We start from the raw sequence: 15,369 nt of genomic DNA, 5'->3' as shown, positions 1-15,369 counted from the left end.
GGGGGGACTTGTGCGCCGAGCGGCGCCCGGTATGGTCGACTCCGGTTCGTGCCCCGGATGTGACGCACGAGATGGGGTGCACATATTCCGTGCGGGCCGAGAGCAGGGCAATGCAGCCTAACGGGACGGAGAGATCGAAGGACCGCGATTTCGGTTATGCGGCCGGTGCATCCCTACGAGGCGGGATGCTGCGGTGAGAGGACTGCGGTCACTGTCGCACTCTCGCCTTACGCGACCGTACACAGCAGATTACGGGTGACCGCGACCGTATCGGCCGCGGTAGGGAACGGAACGGAAAAACAAGCCGTCTGCGGGGGAAGCAGGCACCTTCCGATCGTGGAAGTGCGCAGACCGACCGAAAGATGTTCGAGGCGAGGCACACCATGGACGCTCCGACCACCAGGTCGGCCGACAGCGGCACGTCCGGCGGCGGGGAGGGTTGGTTCACACCGCGCAAGGCGCCGGCACCGGCTCCCGGCAACGAGCAGGGAACCTCCGACGGCCGCCGCCTGGCGGCGCTGCGCCCCGTGGGCAGGGGCGCGGCGACCACCGACGGCGAACCACCCCAGGGTGAGGCCGCCGACCCGGACTCCCGAATACCCGAGACGGACTCCGCGCCGACGCCACCCGCGACCGACCGGCCGCAGCAGCCCGTGGAGCGCCCGGCCACCGTCCAGGTGCAGGACGCCGTCCCCCAGGCCGCGGCGGAGAGCCCGGCGGAGCCCGCCCCCGCTGCGAACGCCTCGCCGGACGCCGTGCTCATCCGCCGGACCATGGCCGAGGTGGCTCCCGTGGCCGACAAGGTCACCTCGTACTTCTACGCGCTGCTCTTCGTCCGCCACCCGGACCTGCGCCCGCTCTTCCCACCCGCGATGGACGCCCAGCGGGACCGGCTGCTCAAGGCCCTGCTCACCGCCGTGGAACACATCGACAACACGCCGGTCCTCGTGGACTACCTGCAACAGCTCGGCCGCGGCCACCGCAAGTACGGAACCCGCCCCGAGCACTACCCGGCCGTCGGCGAGTGCCTCATCGGGGCGCTGAACAAGTACGCCGGGTCGGTGTGGGACGCCGAGACGGAGGCGGCCTGGGTGCGGGCCTACACGACGATCTCCCAGGTCATGATCGACGCGGCGGCCGCCGACGAACTGCGCGCGCCGGCCTGGTGGCACGCGGAGGTCGTCTCCCACGACCTGAGAACCCCGGACGTCGCCGTCCTCACCCTGCGCCCCGACCAGCCCTACCCCTTCCTCGCCGGGCAGTACACGAGCCTGGAGACACCGTGGTGGCCGCGGATCTGGCGGCACTACTCCTTCGCCTCGGCACCCCGCTCCGACGGACTGCTGACGTTCCATGTGAAGGCCGTCCCCGCCGGCTGGGTCTCCAACGCGCTGGTCCACCGAGCCCGGCCCGGCGATGTCGTCCGCCTCGGCCCGCCGGCCGGCTCGATGACCGTCGACCACACCAGCGACAGCGGACTGCTCTGCCTGGGCGGCGGCACCGGCATAGCCCCCATCAAGGCGCTCGTCGAGGACGTTGCCGAGCACGGTGCCCGCCGCCCGGTCGAGGTGTTCTACGGCGCCCGCAGCGACCACGACCTGTACGACATCGACACGATGCTCAGGCTCCAGCAGTCCCATCCCTGGCTGGAGGTCCGCCCGGTGGTCGACCGCGACGGTGCGCTCCAGCTCCCCGAGGCCATACGGGCCTTCGGCCCCTGGACCGCGTTCGACGCCTACGTCTCCGGCCCGCCCGGCATGATCCGCAGCGGAGTGGCCGCCCTGCGCGGCATCGGCATCCCGACGGAACGCATACGCCACGACTCGGTCGAAGAGCTCGTCGCCGCCGGACACTGAACCGGCGGTCCCGCGGTCACCCCAGGTCAGGAGCGTGCATGGCGCGTACGCCCTCGATGTTGCCGTCGAGGTAGTGCCGAAGCGACAGCGGTACGAGGTGGACGGAGGCGATGCCGACCCGGGTGAACGGCACCCGGACGATCTCGTACTCGCCGACGGGCTCCTCGACCTCGGGGCCGTGCCGCAGCGCCGGGTCCATCGACTCCAGACGGCAGACGAAGAAGTGCTGCACCTTCACCCCGGTCGCGCCACCGTCCTCGCCGATGTGCTCGACGGTGTCGACGAAGCAGGGCACCACGTCGGTGATCTTGGCGCCGAGTTCCTCGTACACCTCGCGGTGCAGGGCGTCGACGACGGTCGGGTCCTCCGGCTCGACCCCACCTCCGGGCGTGAGCCAGTAGGGATCCATGCCGGGCTTGGTGCGCTTGATCAAGATCAGGTCGTCACCGTCCAGCAGAACGGCGCGGGCGGTGCGCTTGACCACGGGTCGGACGGTCATGGGAGAAATGTGGCCCGGCTGGTTCCACGTGAAACATCGCGAAATGTCACCGATCGACCCCACCCCGTGAGAACCCGGAGGAGCCGCTCAGCACCAGTCGGCAGCCGTCCGAAGCAGCCATTCGTGGGCCCGCGCGATATGCGGCATCGCCAGCGTGCCGGTACGCACCACCAGGACGTACGTCCGCAGCGGCGGCACTGCGGGCTCATGCAGTGCGACGACGTCACCGCGGTCGAGCGCGGCCGCGCACAGATAGCGGGGCACCACCGCCAGGCCGGCGCCCGCGATCGCGCAGGCGAGGACCGCGCGCAGGTCGGGGACGATGACGGTGCCCGATGCGGCAGGGCGCGAGTCGAAGACGGAGGCCCAGTAGCGGGAGACGAAGGGCAGTGACTCGTGGACCTCCACGACCGGGAGGTTCTCCAGCGCGGACGCACCCGCGCGGCGCAGCTTCTGCGGACCGATGAGCTCGGCCCGGCGCGGGGAGGCGACCAGGACATGCTCCTCGTCGCACAACGGGGTGGCGGTGAGGAGGGCGCCGCGGGGCCGGGCGGTGCTGATGGCGAGGTCGTGGTGCCCGGAGGCCAGCCCCTCCAGGACTTCCTCGGCGGTTCCGAAGGAGGCGCGCAGGGCGAATCCCTGCCTGTCGTCGCCGGTCAGTTCGGTGAGGGCGGGAAGAGCCCGTTCGGCGGTGAACTCGGGGGGCCCGGCCAGATGCAGGGTCCGTACGGAGGATTCGTCGTCGAGACCGGTCTCCGCGATCTCGACCAGGGCGTCCAGATGCGGGGCGGCCTTGTGGGCGAGTTCGTCGCCGATGGTCGTCGGCGTGACACCACGGGCCTGGCGCAGGAACAACGGGCGTCCCAGTTGCCGTTCCAGTGTGCGGATCTGGGAGGTCACGGCCGGCTGCGACAGGCCCAGCAGGGCGGCGGCACGGGTGAAGGAGCCGGCCCGGTGCACGGTCACGAAGGTGCGCAGCAAGGCCAAATCCATCAAGCGTGCCCCTCCCCCTGCCCTTCTCACGGCCCGAGGCAGGGCCCAACTATAAATAAGTCGATAGGTCTCTGTCGCTACTGTGATTGGACACTGACACAGAGTCAACTAGCCTTGTTCGCGCGGTTCTTCGCGCGCGGAACCGCGGACGGTCCGAGCCACGAGGGGGGAGGCTCGGACCGTCCGATGTGCGTAGCGGGACACCGCGGGGTGTCCGTCAACCGTTCACCGCGCCGACTCCTCCAGCGCACGCAGCACATCCGCCACCAGGTCCTCGGGATCCTCCGCTCCGACCGACAGACGGACGAAGCCCTCCGGTACCGCATCCCCGCCCCAGCGTCCGCGCCGCTCGGCCGTCGACCGCACCCCGCCGAAGCTCGTCGCGTCGTCCACGAACCGCAGCGCCTCGAGGAAACGCTCGGCACGCGCGCGCGTGGGCAGAGCGAAGGAGACCACGCACCCGAAGCGCCGCATCTGCCGTGCGGCCACCTCGTGGGACGGATCGCCGGGCAGCCCCGGATACCGCAGCCCGGTCACCTCGGGCCGCCCCCGCAGCGCCTCGGCGACGGCCAGGGCGCTGGCGTTCTGCCGGTCGACCCGCAGCGGGAGCGTGGCGATCGACCGGTGCGCGAGCCAGGCCTCCATGGGCCCCGGGATCGCCCCGACGATCTTGCGCCAGCGCCGTACGGCCGTCATCGACTCACCGGCGCGTCCCGTGACGTAACCGAGGAGAACGTCGCCGTGTCCGGTGAGCTGCTTCGTGCCGCTGGCCACCGCGAAGTCGGCACCGAGTTCCAGTGGGCGCTGTCCGAGCGGCGTGGCGAGCGTGTTGTCGACGGCCACCAGGGCGCCACGCGCGTGTGCCGCCTCGACGAGCCGCCGGATGTCGCACACGTCGAGCCCGGGGTTCGACGGCGACTCGATCCACAGCAGCCTCGCGCCGTCGAGGACGTCGAGCTGGGCGTCGTCAGCGGTCGGCGCGGTCCGCACCTCGATGCCGTACGCCTCCAGCTGGGCCCGGACCAGGGGCAGCGCCTGGTAGCCGTCGCTGGGCAGGACGACGGTGTCCCCGGCGCGCAGCTGGGAGAAGAGCACCGACGAGATCGCGGCCATGCCGGAGGCGAACACGAGCGTCTCGACGCCGTCCTGCCCGGGTGCCTCCAGCTCGCCGACGGCGCGCTCCAGGTGCGTCCAGGTGGGGTTCTCGTCGCGGCCGTAGGTGTACGGGCCCGTCGGCTCGCCCGGCAGGTGGAAGTGGGCGGCGAAGACCGGCCCCGGCAGGGTCGGCTCGTACTTCACCGGCTCCGGCAGACCCGCCCGCACCGCGCGCGTGCCCTCGCCCACGGGGCGCTCCCCGCCCCTGGCGGAATCGTTCATGCCACTCGTCCCTCCACGTCCTCACGTACCGCGGTGAGCAGCCCCTCGCTCGCCTTCTCCACCATCTCAAGACATTCCTCGAAGCCGTCCCGGCCCCCGTAGTACGGGTCGGGGACGTCGAGATCGTGGCCGGCGGCGGGGTCGTACGCGCGCAGCAGGCGTACCTTCCGGGCGTCCTCGTCGGTGGGCGCGAGGCGGCGCAGCGCCCCGAGGTGGCCGGAGTCCAGGGCGATCACGAGGTCGAGGCGCGCGAACCAGGACCGCTCGAAGACACGGGCCGTGTGTGCGAGGGCGTACCCGTGCTCCTCGAGGACCGAGACGGCGCGCGGGTCGGCTCCCTCGCCGACGTGCCACTCACCCGTGCCCGCGCTGTCGACCTCGACCAGCCCGTCGAGGCCGGCCTCCGCCACCCGCGCGCGGAAGACCGACTCGGCCATCGGGGAGCGGCAGATGTTGCCGGTGCAGACGAAGCACACGCGGTAGGACATCGTGGGATCAGTCCTTGTCGGGCAGGACGACGTTGAGCGCCCAGGAGACGACGGAGATGATCAGGCCGCCCACGACCGCGGTCCAGAAGCCCTCGACGTGGAAACTCAGGTCGAACGTGTCCGCCAGCCACGAGGTGAGCAGCAGCATCAGCGCGTTGACGACCAGCGTGATCAGGCCGAGCGTGAGGACGAAGAGCGGGAAGGTCAGCACCTTCACGATCGGCTTCACCAGGAAGTTGACGAGGCCGAAAAGCAGCGCCACCAGGAGGAGGGTGCCGACCTTCTTGCCCGTGCTGTCGCCGGTCAGGGTGATCTTGTCCAGCAGCCAGACGGCGACCGCCAGGGCCCCCGCGTTGGCGATCGTCTTGACTACGAAATTCTTCATGTGTCTGATCGTGGCAGAAGAGATCGGCTGCGAGCGTGGACGAGGGCGATGAAGGCATTCCGGCTGGACGAACTGGAGGCGGAGCGAGCCGCCAACGACGGCGCCTACCTGCAGTTCCTGCGGGAGCGGAACATGTCGGTGGGGCTGTACGCGCTCAACGCCGGGGACCATGATCCACAGAACCCGCACCACCAGGACGAGGTGTACTTCGTCGTGAGCGGCCGGGCCTCCCTCACCGTCGGTCTGGCAACCACCCAGGTGGCGCGCGGCAGCGTGGTGTACGTGCCGGCCGGGGTCGCCCACAAGTTCCACCACATCAGCGAGGACCTGCGGGTCCTGGTCGTGTTCTCGCCACCTGAGGGCTGATCGTCTCCGCCCGGGAGGTGACGCGCCGCCTCCGGGTTCCCTAGGGGACCGGTCAGGGGAGGACAAGGGGCGCGAGGCCCCCGAACACCCATGCTGCGGACCTAGCATCGACGGCAGGACATCGGAAGGAACCGGTACGTCACAGGTGCCGGACATCCGACCGAACGAGGACAGGGACGAGGACGAGGGCGATGCGAGAGATCTTTGCGGGACTGCCGTGGTGGGTGAAGTGGGTGGCGGTGCCGCTCATCGCCCTGGTCGTGTTCGGCGGCCTGATAGCCAATGTCGTCGGCTTCGTGATCGGCCTGCTCTTCAAACTGCTGGTCTTCGTGGCGCTGGTCGGCGGACTGATCTACGTCGTACGGAAGTTCACGTCGAGTTCCTCCTCGCGCAGCGACTGGTGAGGGGTGCCGGGACCGGTGATCGGTAACAGGAATCACCGGTTCCCTCGGCCGGGGGAAGTTTCCCTCAGGGCCCGTCCGCGAGCGGTGGCGGACGGTTAGAGTCCGGAGCCCGACGCGGGGACGAACCCCGCGAGCGGTCCATCCCCCTCCCGTGTCTCCCCGCACGGACCGCCCTCTCGCGCTTCGGGAGTGACCCTTGGCCACCGTTGACACCGCCTCAGCGGAACCGTACGCACCCCCCGCCCGCCGCTGTTCCACCGCGCCCCCGCTCCAGCGTCCGCCGGGTGCCGGCGTCCCCGAACAGCCGCAGCCCGCGACCACGCTCATCGGCTCCGTGCAGCGTGCGATGCGTCTGCTGGAGAGGGTCGCCGAGCACGCGTGCGGAGCCCCGGCCAAACAACTGGCCCGCGAGACGGGTCTCGCGCTTCCCACGGCGTACCACCTGCTGCGCACCCTGGTCCACGAGGGCTATCTCCGCCGGGAGAAAGGGCTGTTCTTCCTCGGTGAGGCCGCCGAGCGGCTGGGCAGCAGCGGAGCGGCGCAGAAACGTCGCAGCACGGTCGTCGACACGCTCGCCCACTGGCGGGATTCGATCGGTGTGCCCGTGTACTACGCCGTGTACCGCGAGGGCGAGATCGAGGTCATGTGCGTCTCCGACACCCCCGGCAACCCGGCGGTCGAGGAATGGGCCGACTTCCGTGAGACCGGGCACGCGCACGCCATCGGCCAGTGCCTGCTGTCGCAGCTCGACGAGGAGTCCCGCCGCGACCACCTGGACCGCTACCCCGTGCAGTCCATCACCCCGTACACGGTGCGCGACGACCACACCCTGATGCGGAGGCTGGACCGCGTCCGTCGGATGGACACGGTCGTCGAACGGCAGGAGTACGCGCTGGGCACGGTGTGCGCCGCCATTCCCATCACCGTGGGCACCACCGCCGCCACCATGGCCATCTCCCTCCCCGCCCACCAGGCCGACCGACTGCTGTCGGCCGCCCGGCAACTGCAGGACGAGGTCGGACGGATGCTGGGATCACTCGCGATCTCTATCAGTATCTGAAAACTCACTCCTTGTGATCTGTTGTGTACGTTCAGCAAGATGCCTTGCAATGTCAGGGGTTGATTCCCAGCCATTCGACGGCCATGACGGGGTTAGGCGATGCGCGAGTCCGTACAAGCAGTACAGGCAGAGGTCATGATGAGCTTTCTCGTCTCCGAGGAGCTCTCGTTCCGTATCCCGGTGGAACTGGGCTATGAGACCTGCGATCCCTACGCCGTACGGCTCACCTTTCACCTCCCCGGTGATGCTCCGGTGACCTGGGCGTTCGGGCGGGAGCTGCTCATCGACGGAGTGGGCAGACCGTGCGGCGAGGGGGACGTCCGGGTCTCACCGGTCGACCCGGACTCGTTGAGCGAGGTGCTGATCCGGCTTCAGGTAGGGGGCGACCAGGCGGTGTTCCGCTCCTCGGCGGCACCCCTCGTCGCCTTCCTCGACCGCACCGACAAGCTGGTGCCACTGGGCCAGGAGGGCGCACTCGCCGACTTCGACGCTCATCTCGACGAGGCGCTGGACCGGATCCTGGCGGAGGAGCAGAGCGCCGGCTGAGGGGTGCGGCGGCGAACGGTGGCGGAACGCTTCGGCATGGGTGGGGAGGTGCAGGAACGCTTCTCCTTACCCGTGGCCCGGGAATGGGAAGCGACGGACGTGCGGACCGGCCGTCGGTACCGGCTCGCACGCCCACCGCGTCAGCGCTTGCGCCGCCTGCCGCGACCGCCCCGGGCTGCCTGGGGCACCGGGCCGCCCGCACCGGCCGGCGCTGTCCCCGGCGCCGCGTCCGGGGCCGTACCGGTTGCCGTACCGGGCTGCGGTCGGTCGGCCGAGACCACCAGGGCCGCCAGGGCCGTGGTCACCGGCACCGACGCGACCAGACCGATCGAGCCCACCAGCGTGCGCACGATCTCCTGGGCGACCAGCTCGCTGTTGGCGACCGTGCCGACGCTGCTCTGGGCGATCGAGAAGAGCAACAGCAGCGGCAGTGCCGCGCCGGCGTAGGCGAGGACCAGCGTGTTGACCACGGAGGCGATGTGGTCCCGGCCGATCCGGATGCCGGCCCGGTACAGCCCGCGCCAGCCCATCGACGGGTTGGCCTCGTGCAGCTCCCAGACCGCCGACGTCTGGGTGACCGTCACGTCGTCGAGAACACCGAGCGAGCCGATGATGATGCCGGCGAGCAGCAGACCGCTCATGTCGATCGACGGATACAGGCCGTGGATGAGACCGGTGTTGTCGTCCGTGTTGCCGGTCAGCGCGGCCCAGTCGTTGAACCACGAGCCGAGGACGCCGATCAGCAACAGCGAGATGAGCGTCCCGAGTACCGCGACCGAGGTGCGGGCCGAGAGGCCGTGACACAGGTAGAGCGCGATCAGCATGATGGCACTGGCGCCCACCACGGCCACGACCAGCGGGTTCGACCCCTGCAGGATCGCGGGCAGGATGAAGAAGTTGAGGATCAGGAAGCTGATGGTCAGCGCGACCAGAGCCATGACGCCCCGCAGTCGCCCGACGACCACGACGGCGACGGCGAAGATGGCGGCCAGCAGTCCCAGGGGGAGGCGGCGGTTCACGTCGGTGACCGAGTACTGCAGGTCCCTCGGCGCGGAGGGCTCGTAGGCGACCACGACCTCCTGACCCTCTTCCAGCTGCCGTGACTGGTCGGGCTGCACGATCTCCGTGAAGGTACGGCCCTTGTCCTTGCCGCTGTCCACCCGGATCGTGGCCTGCTTGCAGGTGCCGTTCGCCTGCTGCTGGGCGGAGGAGCCCTCGGCCGTGGAGGTGTCGCCGGTCGGGGTGCCGCCGGAGGCGTTCACCGACGAGCAGCTCACGCTCACGACCTTGGTGACCGTCGCCTGCTGGGTCTGCCGGTCGAAGCCGACGCCCGTGCGCTCGTGCGGCGGAGCACCGCCGGGCCACAGCACGACCAGTCCGGTCAGCACGGCCACGGCGAAGGGGATGAGGATCGCCGCGATGACCTTGCGCAGGTGCTGGGAGACGGGGGCGGCCGGACCGTGACCGTGGCTGTGCGCGTGCCCGTGGCCGCCACCGGAACCGGGGCCGTGGCCGCCACCGTGCCCCGGGCCGTAGCCGCCACCGGAGTCCGGGCCCTGCCCGCCACCGGAACCTTGGCCGTAGCCGCCACCGAAACCGGGGCCGCCACCGGAACCCTGGCCGTAACCGCCCCCGGAACCGGGGCCGTGCCCGCCATTGTGCCCGTCGTCAGGGCCGTGACCGTGACCATGGCCGTGACCACCCTCATACCCGCCACGGGGGCCGCTCCCGCCGGGACCGCCTCCGCCGGGACCGCCTCCGCCGGGACCGCCTCCGCCGGGACCGGCGCCACGGGGAGCGACGCCACCGGGACCGGCTCCACCCGGACCGCGCTCGCCGGCGCCAGGACCCGGCCCGGAGGTACGGGAGCCCTGCTCGCCACCACCGTGCCCGAGCCCGGCGCCGCGTGAGCCGTGCTCACCGCCACCGAAACCGGGCCCGCCGTAGCCACCTCCCGGCGCCTGAGCGCCAGCAGGCCTCTGCGCGCCACCAGGCCTCTGCACGCCACCGAAGTCAGGACGACCGCCGCCGCATCCGGGACCCTGGGCCTGCCCGCTGCTGAAATCGCGGCCGTCGCCAGGACGGGGCCGACCACCGGCACCAGGACCGGACTGGCCACCGGCACCGGGAGCCGACTGATCACCGGCACCGGACCCGGGCCGACCACCAGCGCCAGGACCGGACCCGGCACCAGGACCGGATCCGGCATCGGCACCGCGTCCGGCACCCGGGCCATGGTCACGGCCGGAGCCGGGACCCTGGCCGCGTCCGGCACCCGTTCCGCGGGGCGGCTCGGGCGGTGGGAACGGGGGATGGTGTGTCGTGGTCACCGACCGATCATCGCAAGAACGAGGGGGGCCCTCTGTTCACCGCGCCCGAATTGCCGCTAGCGTGGGGTCAACCTTTGCACACGCGGGAGCTCGGAGCACCGGGCTGAGAGGGCGCTGACCTCCGTCTTTGCGATGTTTCACGTGGAACGTCATCGGTATCGAGTGATGTTTCACATGAAACGCCGGCAGACGGTAGCCGCTGCGTCGACCGCTGAACCTGTTACCGGGTAATGCCGGCGTAGGGAGTAGGTCTCATGACCAACAAGGACGCACGCACGCCTGCCTCCACGCAGATCTCCGCCGAGATCTCCGCCAACGGGGAGGCCGGGAAGTCCATCGGCTGGCACAAGGCGTACGTCGAGGGCCCGCGCCCCGACCTGCGGGTGCCGGTCCGTCAGGTGCACCTCACCAACGGGCAGTCGGTCACGCTGTACGACACCTCCGGCCCATACACCGATCCGCTCGTGGAAACCGACGTCCGCAGGGGCCTACCGCCACTGCGGGAGAACTGGATCATCGCCCGCGGCGACACGGAGGAGTACGCGGGCCGCCCCGTCCGTCCTGAGGACGACGGCATCAAGCACACCTCGCCGCGCGGTGGGCTGCGCAACCTCGACGCGGTCTTCCCGGGGCGTCCCCGGCTGCCGCGCCGGAGTCGCGACGGCAAGGCGGTCACGCAGCTCGCGTACGCACGCCGAGGAGAGATCACCCCCGAGATGGAGTACGTGGCCATCCGGGAGAACGTGGCACCCGAGGTGGTCCGTGAGGAGATCGCGGCGGGCCGGGCGGTCCTGCCCGCGAACGTCAACCACCCGGAGATCGAGCCGATGATCATTGGCAAGCGGTTCCTGGTGAAGGTCAACGCCAACATCGGCAACTCCGCCGTGACCTCCTCGATCGAGGAGGAGGTCGAGAAGATGACCTGGGCGACCCGTTGGGGCGCCGACACGGTCATGGACCTGTCCACCGGCCGCAATATCCACACCACGCGCGAATGGGTCCTGCGCAACTCTCCCGTCCCCATCGGCACGGTGCCGCTCTACCAGGCGTTGGAGAAGGTCGACGGCAAGGCCGAGGAGCTGACCTGGGAGATCTACAAGGACACGGTCATCGAGCAGGCCGAGCAGGGCGTGGACTACATGACGGTCCACGCTGGCGTGCGCCTGCCGTACGTCCCGCTCACGGCGAACCGCAAGACCGGCATCGTCTCGCGCGGCGGCTCGATCATGGCGGCGTGGTGCCTGGCCCACCACAAGGAGTCGTTCCTCTACGAGAACTTCGAGGAGCTCTGCGAGATCCTCGCCGCCTACGACGTCACGTACTCGCTCGGCGACGGCCTGCGGCCCGGCTCGATCGCGGACGCCAACGACGAGGCGCAGTTCGCGGAGTTGCGCACGCTCGGGGAACTCAACCGGATCGCGAAGCGTTTCCATGTTCAGACGATGATCGAGGGCCCGGGACATGTCCCGATGCACAAGATCAAGGAGAACATCGACCTTCAGCAGGAGATCTGCGATGAAGCTCCGTTCTATACGCTCGGCCCACTGACGACGGACGTCGCGCCGGCGTACGACCACATCACCTCCGGCATCGGTGCCGCGATGATCGCCTGGTGGGGCACGGCCATGCTCTGCTACGTCACGCCCAAGGAACACTTGGGCCTGCCCAACCGTGACGACGTCAAGACCGGCGTCATCACCTACAAGATCGCCGCCCACGCAGCCGACCTCGCCAAGGGGCATCCCGGTGTGCAGGAATGGGACGACGCGCTGTCCGACGCCCGTTTCGAGTTCCGCTGGGAGGATCAGTTCAACCTGGCCCTCGACCCGGACACGGCCCGCGAGTTCCACGACGAGACCCTGCCGGCGGAGCCGGCCAAGACCGCTCACTTCTGCTCTATGTGCGGGCCGAAGTTCTGTTCGATGAAGATCTCCCAGGACATCCGCCGCGAACACGGTGGGACGCGCACGGAGATCGAGGAGGGGATGGCCCAGAAGTCGAAGGAGTTCGCGGCGGCGGGCAACAGGGTGTATCTGCCGCTGGCGGACTGACCTCCACCTGCCGCGGCCCCGCCGGCCCGTGCCCGCCCGCGTCGGCTCACACCGCCGCGGCGGGCCCACCGCGGCGGGCCCGCCCTCGCCTCAATTCAAGTGGGGTGCTCGCCGGTGAGGTGAGCCCCGGCGAGCACCACCCCTGTGCCCACGGCGGCCGAACCCCGGCGTCGGAGCACAGGGGGCCGCTCCTGACAGTGCCGCCGGCACGGGGGATGCGGGTCTCCCCTGACCGCGGTGTGGCCGTGCCCGGTCATGCCAAGACGGTTGCTCGGCGGGCGTGGGTCGGCAGACTGGCTCCATGACAGCGCGATCCATGAGCAAGGGCGCCAATCTGCCGGTCGACGCGTCGGCCGTGCGCGTCGAGATCAGCTGGACCGAGAGGGCCGGTGGGCCGGATGTCGACGCGTCGGCACTGCTGCTGACCGCGGCCGGGAGGGTGCGGGACGACCGGGACTTCGTCTTCTACAACCAGCCGCGGCATGCCTCCGATGCCGTGACCCACCTGGGGAAGCGCAGCGACGCCGGTGTCACGACGGACGCGGTGGAGGTCGACCTGCGTGCGCTGGAGAGTGCCGTCACGCGCGTGGAGCTGTGCGCGTCGGCGGACGGGGGCACCTTCGGGCAGGTCAGCGGCCTGACATTGAGGCTGCTCGACGCCGGGAGCCTGGCCGAGCTCGCGCGCTTCGAGATGCAGGGGGAGATGGAAACGGCGTTCATCGGCGGCGAGTTGTACCTGCGCGAGGGGAGGTGGAAGTTCCGTGCGGTAGGGCAGGGGTATGCCTCCGGGCTGGCGGGACTGGCCACCGACTTCGGGATCACCATCGATGACGATCCGTCAGCAACCGTCTCCCCGGCGTCGCCGGTCCCCTCGTCCTCGACGACCGCCTTTCCCACAACGACCGCCTCGCCGACGACACCCCCCATCGCCCAGGCACCGCCTCCCCCCACACCCCCCGTCCGGCCGGCCCCTCCCGCCCAGACCCCTTCCCCTGCGCCTTCCGCCCAGCCCCCTTCCGCCCCTCGCCTGACCAAGGGTGAGGAGCGGCTCCCCGTCGACATGCGCAAGCGGCTGTCCCTGCGCAAGGAGCAGGTGGCCGTCAGTCTGAGCAAACGGGGAGCGGCGGGGGTGAGAGCAAGGGTGATCCTCGTCCTGGACGCCTCCGGTTCCATGGCCTTCCTCTACTCCCGGGGCGTGGTGGCGGACGTCGTGGAGCGCATGGCGGCCGTGGCGGCCCAGCTCGACGACGACGGCGAGATGCAGGCCTGGACGTTCGCCTCCCACGCGGCCCGCCTTCCCGACCTGCGTCTGGGGGAGCTCCCCGAGTGGCTGCGGCTGCATGTACGGGTGGGAGAGATCAGCCTCTTCCGCCGGGGCAAGAAGCCGAGGAAGGGTCTGGAGCCGGGGCAGGTCGACATGCGGACGGTCGGCATCCAGAACGAGGAGCAGAAGGCGATCGCCCAGGTCAGAGAGTACGTACGGGAGAATCCGGCGGCCGCTCCGACCCTGGTGCTGTTCTTCTCCGACGGCGGTGTCTACCGGGACGCCGCGATCGAACGGGAACTGCGTGCCGCGGTGGAGGAGCCGATCTTCTGGCAGTTCGTGGGCCTCGGCCGGTCCAACTACGGGGTGCTGGAACGCTTCGACACCCTTCCGGGGCGCCGCGTGGACAACGTCGGCTTCTTCGCCGTGGACGACATCAGCACCGTCCCGGACCAGGAGTTGTACGACCGACTCCTGTCCGAGTTCCCGTCCTGGGTCACGGCGGCGGGCCGGGCGGGCATCCTCTGACCTCGCCGATGCTGCCTGCGCGCGGGCGGCGCCGACGGCGACGGGCCGGCGGCGCGTGACGGGCCGGCCGTCGGGACGGGCGCTCGCCACGACCGGGGCGCGGCGGTCCCGCCGCACGGTCGGGTGACTCCCCCGATCCGGGCCGGCCGGGCGTCCGGCTTGCGCTCCCCTGCGGCGGGGGCGCAAGCCGAAGGCCTATTCCGGCTGGTGTTCCGGGCCTCCGAAGTCCGGGCTGGTGTAGTCCGGGCTGCTGAAGCTGGGACGCGAACCGGCCGAGCGTCCGTCGTCGGGGCTGCTGAATCCCGGACGGTCGTAGCCGATCTTCGGCAGACGGCCGCTGGGCGCCGGTGGGGCCGGTTCGGAGTGCAGTGCGGCGGCCGCGCCGGGGTCGGCGAGGGCCTCGCGCAGAAACGGCAGGATGCCCCGTTCCAGCAGGGCTTTCCGCCAGGCTTCCTTGGCTCGGGCCACCTCCTCGCTCAGTTCGGCGTACGGTCCGGCCTCCAGGGAGGGCCGGTTGCGCAGGGCGGTGAGCAGGAGTCCGACGGTGGCGACGAGGATCGAGGCCGCGGCGATGCCCCCGAACGCCCATCCGGTGGTCACCATGGCCTGGGCGAACGACTGCTCGGGGTCGAGCATCCGGAGGACGTATCCGACGAGCAGGAAGATCACCGCGGCGGTTCCGGCGAGTACGGGGGTGAGGACGGCGGCGACGGCGACGGCGCCCGCTCCGGTCTCGGCGACCTGGGCCGCGTCCCCCATGGTGGTGGCGAGCCCCATCCCGCCCACACCCGGCTCACCGGAGCCGGACTCGTGCGGGGGCGACGAAGGGGTGGACGGCGCCGGGTTGCGCAGTTCCTCGCGAACCTTCACATAGTGCTGGTACTCGGTCGCCGCGGCCGCCGTGATGAGTGCGGTGGCGTTGAGCGCCATGGTGCGCAGCTGTTCGACATTGAGCCGCTGACCGACAGCGGTCAGTTCCGGGTGGTGTGGTGCGGAGCGCAGCGCCTCGTCGAGGACCCGCTCGTACTCCTGGCGGTCCTCGCTGTGCAGGTGCCGCGGAACGCTGTTCATGTGCATCCCCCGATGCTCCGTAGGGCTTGGGGCTCGCATGCCAACGAGCCGTCGGGCAGAAACGGAGGGGAGCCTGCTACGGATAGAGCGATGGTAGAGCGGCGACGGCATGAGGTAACAGGGGGTTTGCTGAAATTGGCCCCTGGCCTGC

General features: G+C 70.5%; 15 protein-coding genes and 1 riboswitch. Of the genes, 8 read left to right on the top strand and 7 right to left on the bottom strand.

The genetic code is table 11. From position 1 onward, the window contains the following. Positions 1 to 383 precede the first annotated feature (383 nt). Positions 384 to 1,856 carry a globin domain-containing protein gene (locus ACIBBD_RS07245; RefSeq protein WP_399418305.1) on the top strand — a complete coding sequence of 491 codons (1,473 nt, stop codon included), beginning with the start codon at positions 384 to 386 and terminating at the stop codon, positions 1,854 to 1,856. Between the two features lie 16 nt (positions 1,857 to 1,872). On the opposite strand, the gene ACIBBD_RS07240 is transcribed toward ACIBBD_RS07245, so the two are convergent. The 5 genes from ACIBBD_RS07240 to ACIBBD_RS07220 all read right to left on the bottom strand — a co-directional run bounded on the left by ACIBBD_RS07240 (position 1,873) and on the right by ACIBBD_RS07220 (position 5,598). After that, positions 1,873 to 2,355 carry an NUDIX domain-containing protein gene (locus tag ACIBBD_RS07240; protein WP_399418304.1) on the bottom strand — a complete coding sequence of 161 codons (483 nt, stop codon included), beginning with the start codon at positions 2,353 to 2,355 and terminating at the stop codon, positions 1,873 to 1,875. An 87-nt stretch (positions 2,356 to 2,442) separates the two neighbouring features. After that, positions 2,443 to 3,348 (bottom strand): LysR family transcriptional regulator, encoded by a 906-nt coding sequence (locus tag ACIBBD_RS07235; RefSeq protein ID WP_399418303.1) that lies wholly within the window; start codon positions 3,346 to 3,348, stop codon positions 2,443 to 2,445. Between the two features lie 225 nt (positions 3,349 to 3,573). Further along, positions 3,574 to 4,725, bottom strand: coding sequence for a cystathionine gamma-lyase (locus ACIBBD_RS07230; RefSeq protein ID WP_399418302.1), 1,152 nt, complete (start codon positions 4,723 to 4,725; stop codon positions 3,574 to 3,576). Then, positions 4,722 to 5,213 carry a low molecular weight protein-tyrosine-phosphatase gene (locus ACIBBD_RS07225; protein WP_399418301.1) on the bottom strand — a complete coding sequence of 164 codons (492 nt, stop codon included), beginning with the start codon at positions 5,211 to 5,213 and terminating at the stop codon, positions 4,722 to 4,724. The genes ACIBBD_RS07230 and ACIBBD_RS07225 overlap by 4 nt, the downstream gene beginning before the upstream one ends. A gap of 7 nt (positions 5,214 to 5,220) precedes the next feature. Next, a complete protein-coding gene (locus ACIBBD_RS07220; RefSeq protein WP_399418300.1) occupies positions 5,221 to 5,598 on the bottom strand; it encodes a phage holin family protein in 378 nt (125 codons plus the stop codon). Between the two features lie 48 nt (positions 5,599 to 5,646). On the opposite strand from ACIBBD_RS07220, the gene ACIBBD_RS07215 reads away from it, so the two are divergent. From ACIBBD_RS07215 to ACIBBD_RS07200, 4 genes are all read left to right on the top strand, one after another. Beyond that, positions 5,647 to 5,964 (top strand): cupin domain-containing protein, encoded by a 318-nt coding sequence (locus ACIBBD_RS07215; protein WP_399418299.1) that lies wholly within the window; start codon positions 5,647 to 5,649, stop codon positions 5,962 to 5,964. Between the two features lie 191 nt (positions 5,965 to 6,155). Continuing rightward, positions 6,156 to 6,368: a DUF5326 family protein gene (locus tag ACIBBD_RS07210; protein ID WP_399418298.1), complete on the top strand. Its 213-nt coding sequence runs from the start codon at positions 6,156 to 6,158 to the stop codon at positions 6,366 to 6,368. 196 nt (positions 6,369 to 6,564) lie between these two features. Then, positions 6,565 to 7,428: an IclR family transcriptional regulator gene (locus tag ACIBBD_RS07205; RefSeq protein ID WP_399418297.1), complete on the top strand. Its 864-nt coding sequence runs from the start codon at positions 6,565 to 6,567 to the stop codon at positions 7,426 to 7,428. A 99-nt stretch (positions 7,429 to 7,527) separates the two neighbouring features. Then, the gene (locus tag ACIBBD_RS07200; protein WP_399418296.1) at positions 7,528 to 7,974 is read left to right on the top strand and encodes an SsgA family sporulation/cell division regulator; all 447 of its coding nucleotides are present in this window, start codon (positions 7,528 to 7,530) and stop codon (positions 7,972 to 7,974) included. Between the two features lie 140 nt (positions 7,975 to 8,114). Here ACIBBD_RS07200 and ACIBBD_RS07195 read toward each other — a convergent pair whose 3' ends face one another. Next, positions 8,115 to 9,368: a YibE/F family protein gene (locus ACIBBD_RS07195; RefSeq protein WP_399418295.1), complete on the bottom strand. Its 1,254-nt coding sequence runs from the start codon at positions 9,366 to 9,368 to the stop codon at positions 8,115 to 8,117. A gap of 252 nt (positions 9,369 to 9,620) precedes the next feature. On the opposite strand from ACIBBD_RS07195, the gene ACIBBD_RS07190 reads away from it, so the two are divergent. The 3 genes from ACIBBD_RS07190 (at position 9,621) to ACIBBD_RS07180 (ending at position 14,147) form a co-directional block, all read left to right on the top strand. Beyond that, on the top strand, positions 9,621 to 9,884 hold the full coding sequence (locus ACIBBD_RS07190) for a hypothetical protein (protein ID WP_399418294.1): 264 nt from the start codon (positions 9,621 to 9,623) through the stop codon (positions 9,882 to 9,884). A gap of 492 nt (positions 9,885 to 10,376) precedes the next feature. Continuing rightward, a riboswitch (TPP riboswitch) is annotated at positions 10,377 to 10,566 on the top strand. Further along, complete coding sequence (gene thiC, locus ACIBBD_RS07185) at positions 10,559 to 12,355, top strand: phosphomethylpyrimidine synthase ThiC (protein ID WP_399418293.1); 1,797 nt, start codon at positions 10,559 to 10,561, stop codon at positions 12,353 to 12,355. It overlaps the preceding riboswitch by 8 nt. Positions 12,356 to 12,656: 301 nt before the next feature. Beyond that, positions 12,657 to 14,147 carry a VWA domain-containing protein gene (locus ACIBBD_RS07180; protein WP_399418292.1) on the top strand — a complete coding sequence of 497 codons (1,491 nt, stop codon included), beginning with the start codon at positions 12,657 to 12,659 and terminating at the stop codon, positions 14,145 to 14,147. A 195-nt stretch (positions 14,148 to 14,342) separates the two neighbouring features. Here the strand turns inward: ACIBBD_RS07180 and ACIBBD_RS07175 are convergent, their stop codons facing one another. After that, positions 14,343 to 15,224 (bottom strand): hypothetical protein, encoded by an 882-nt coding sequence (locus ACIBBD_RS07175; protein ID WP_399418291.1) that lies wholly within the window; start codon positions 15,222 to 15,224, stop codon positions 14,343 to 14,345. Positions 15,225 to 15,369 lie beyond the last annotated feature (145 nt).

Source organism: Streptomyces sp. NPDC051315 (genome assembly GCF_044455165.1).
Taxonomy (GTDB): Bacteria; Actinomycetota; Actinomycetes; order Streptomycetales; family Streptomycetaceae; genus Streptomyces.
This window is presented reverse-complemented; position numbering and strand designations above follow the sequence as displayed.

What these genes read in the sequence shown, in the direction of transcription:
- ACIBBD_RS07245 (WP_399418305.1), top strand. Translation starts at nt 384, where the DNA reads ATGGACGCTCCGACCACCAGGTCGGCCGACAGCGGCACGTCCGGCGGC.
- ACIBBD_RS07240 (WP_399418304.1), bottom strand. Translation starts at nt 2,355, where the DNA reads ATGACCGTCCGACCCGTGGTCAAGCGCACCGCCCGCGCCGTTCTGCTG.
- ACIBBD_RS07235 (WP_399418303.1), bottom strand. Translation starts at nt 3,348, where the DNA reads ATGGATTTGGCCTTGCTGCGCACCTTCGTGACCGTGCACCGGGCCGGC.
- ACIBBD_RS07230 (WP_399418302.1), bottom strand. Translation starts at nt 4,725, where the DNA reads ATGAACGATTCCGCCAGGGGCGGGGAGCGCCCCGTGGGCGAGGGCACG.
- ACIBBD_RS07225 (WP_399418301.1), bottom strand. Translation starts at nt 5,213, where the DNA reads ATGTCCTACCGCGTGTGCTTCGTCTGCACCGGCAACATCTGCCGCTCC.
- ACIBBD_RS07220 (WP_399418300.1), bottom strand. Translation starts at nt 5,598, where the DNA reads ATGAAGAATTTCGTAGTCAAGACGATCGCCAACGCGGGGGCCCTGGCG.
- ACIBBD_RS07215 (WP_399418299.1), top strand. Translation starts at nt 5,647, where the DNA reads ATGAAGGCATTCCGGCTGGACGAACTGGAGGCGGAGCGAGCCGCCAAC.
- ACIBBD_RS07210 (WP_399418298.1), top strand. Translation starts at nt 6,156, where the DNA reads ATGCGAGAGATCTTTGCGGGACTGCCGTGGTGGGTGAAGTGGGTGGCG.
- ACIBBD_RS07200 (WP_399418296.1), top strand. Translation starts at nt 7,528, where the DNA reads ATGCGCGAGTCCGTACAAGCAGTACAGGCAGAGGTCATGATGAGCTTT.
- thiC (WP_399418293.1), top strand. Translation starts at nt 10,559, where the DNA reads ATGACCAACAAGGACGCACGCACGCCTGCCTCCACGCAGATCTCCGCC.
- ACIBBD_RS07180 (WP_399418292.1), top strand. Translation starts at nt 12,657, where the DNA reads ATGACAGCGCGATCCATGAGCAAGGGCGCCAATCTGCCGGTCGACGCG.
- ACIBBD_RS07175 (WP_399418291.1), bottom strand. Translation starts at nt 15,224, where the DNA reads ATGCACATGAACAGCGTTCCGCGGCACCTGCACAGCGAGGACCGCCAG.